The organism is Campylobacter sp. BCW_6873 (genome assembly GCF_001762365.1).
GTDB classification, from domain to species: Bacteria; Campylobacterota; Campylobacteria; order Campylobacterales; family Campylobacteraceae; genus Campylobacter_D; species Campylobacter_D jejuni.
The window spans coordinates 1,262-3,321 of record NZ_MJWS01000102.1; the positions used below are offsets into that span (position 1 = coordinate 1,262).

A 2,060-nucleotide genomic window follows, 5' to 3' on the forward strand; every position below is an offset into this window, starting at 1 on the left:
TTTAGCTAAAGCTTATTTAACAGCTATTATCATAGGTTTATCTTGGCTTGTTGCTTTGCTTTCTATTGTGTTTGGCTCTTATGCTCATATTAAGATGTTTTTTACTCTATGTATTTGGATAGTACTTTGGACTCCTATACTTTGTATCATTAATTATCTAAATGATTACAATCTTATGAAAGTTGCACAAGTAATAACAGGTGGAAAAGCAGCTTTAAGCTTAGGAGATAACATGCTTATATTTAAAGAAGTAGCAAGTAGATCAAATTTCATGAATTATCTTGTAATGAGTACTCCTGTTTTAGCTTATGCAATTGCTAAAGCAAGTGAGCAAGGATTTATAACTTTTGCTTCTGGATTATCTCAAGCTCTAACAGGTGCTTCAAGAGCTGCTGGAAGCTTTGCAAATCAGCAAGCCTTATCTACACAAACAAGTATAGCCGCTCCTAGAGGAGATGAAGTTTGGGCTGTGGGTGCAGGGGTAGCATCGCTTCAATATGCAAGAAATATAGATGGTGCGGTTACTAAATTTAATACTCAATCAGTTATGGGTGACAATACAAAGAATTCTGAAATCTCTAATGCAAATATGACAGGAACAAATGTTGATGGTATGATGTCAGGCGCCAAACTTAGTGCAGGAGCTATGACAACTGTTAATAGCGTATCTCAAGCAAATTCTGATGCTTGGAATAAAAACTTTAATGATCAGTATTCACATATGAGTCAAAGCGGTAGAGCAAGTGCATTAAATGAAGCTAAAGGATTTATGGAGAAAGGAGATGAAGCATTTAAGAAGGCTTTTGCAAATAATATTGGACAAGAGATTCAAAATAGAACTGATTTAACTAGCGAAGAAAAGGCGGAAATTGCATTAGCAGCTTCTGCTCATGCAGGTTTTAACATTCTTGGAAATGGTGCTGAAATTCAATCAAGTGCGAGTTCAAAAAGAGGTATAGGAAATGTTGAAACTTTTTCAGAAGCTCAAAAAGCTGCATATAATGAAATAATGGAAAGAGCTTCTCTTAAAACTCTATCTACCACAAAAGGTATGGATTCTTCTTGGAGCAATACACTTTCAGGTGGCGATTCTACAGCTTATTCAAAAATGGTTGGGTATGCTCAAAGCTATACACAAACAGAACAAGGTATTCAATCTGTCAGTACTAATAATATTGACAATACACTTAATGTGGTTGCAAGAGATCTTGCTGCAGGAGATAATAAAGACTTTAGCAGCCTTAATACAGCTCAACAAAATGAATACTTTGCAAAAGCAGGTAATTATGTATCCGATATGATTAAAAATGATCCTGCGCAACTTGCACAGTATAATAGTCAATACGGCGCTCAAAGCATTGTTAGTCCAAATAATACTACTATGCCACACGCTGCAGGTATGAATTTTAAAACCATTGATGGATCAGAAAGAAGTGTTTTAACTCAATCTAATTTAAATCAAGATCAAGTAAATCAAAGTAGTAAAAGAACAAGCAACACTACAACAATGCCAGATAGTCAAGAAGTTAAAAGCGGAGCAACTCACTCACAAATAGCTCAAGATAATAAAAAAGGAGGTAATGCTATTAGAGAAACTTCTAAAAATTGGAATCCTCTTGGAAAAGATACTCCTTCTATTTAAACAAAAGGCTTTATAGCCTTTTGTTTAAAGATAAAATAGAATCTAAAATAGCACAATTTACAGAAAAAGCCATGAAAAACAACGATAATATAAAAACTAATGCAATAAAAGCAATTACGACAGATTTAACAGTTGTTAACACTCCTAAATAAACTCCAATTAAAATCGAAATTGAAATTAGCAAGAGAAAACATAAGAGAAATAAAAATTTATTAATTATTTTAGTTTTCCTTTTTTCTGTATTTCTGTTTTTTAGAAAAACCATATAAAAACTTAAAATTGAAAAAAACAACACAATAAATATTAAAAAGCTAACAACTAAGTATGTGGAAAACATAATATTACTCCTTGATTAATAACTTATTCATATTTTTAATAAAATTATACCATATTTTAATAAATTTTGCAAGTATTTTTG

2 protein-coding genes are annotated in these 2,060 nt (G+C 32.0%); both read left to right on the forward strand.

Annotated features, from left to right (window positions below; translation table 11 throughout):
- Positions 1-1,642 (forward strand): conjugal transfer protein TraG N-terminal domain-containing protein (locus tag AJ932_RS10845; protein WP_261660121.1); only part of this gene is annotated, 1,642 nt, incomplete at its 5' end.
- A gap of 20 nt (positions 1,643-1,662) precedes the next feature.
- The gene (locus AJ932_RS10850; protein ID WP_257841619.1) at positions 1,663-1,794 is read left to right on the forward strand and encodes a hypothetical protein; all 132 of its coding nucleotides are present in this window, start codon (positions 1,663-1,665) and stop codon (positions 1,792-1,794) included.
- Positions 1,795-2,060 lie beyond the last annotated feature (266 nt).